Below are 237 nucleotides of genomic sequence, written 5' to 3' on the forward strand. Positions count from 1 at the left end.
GGCACCGATAGGTAATGTAACGACCCATGAAATGACGATGTTAAGCACTACACCTAGGTTCAAGGCTGCAATTCCTCTTGCCATACGAACCCCTAATACCGCACCAACTAATGTCTGTGTTGTTGAAATAGTTAATCCAGTACCAGAGGCAATAGCAACCGTAGAAGCGGCTGCTAATTCAGCTGCAACTCCACGGCAAGCTGTTATATGGCTAATGCCATGGCCAATAGATGACAT

At 46.0% G+C, this 237-nt stretch carries 1 protein-coding gene; it reads right to left on the bottom strand.

Going from position 1 to position 237, the window contains the following annotated elements; genetic code table 11:
• Positions 1 to 237: inorganic phosphate transporter (locus tag V6255_RS18245; protein WP_341629406.1), on the bottom strand; the 237-nt coding region annotated here is incomplete at both ends.

Origin of the sequence: Psychromonas arctica, assembly GCF_038155225.1 — a bacterium.
GTDB lineage: Bacteria > Pseudomonadota > Gammaproteobacteria > Enterobacterales > Psychromonadaceae > Psychromonas > Psychromonas arctica_B.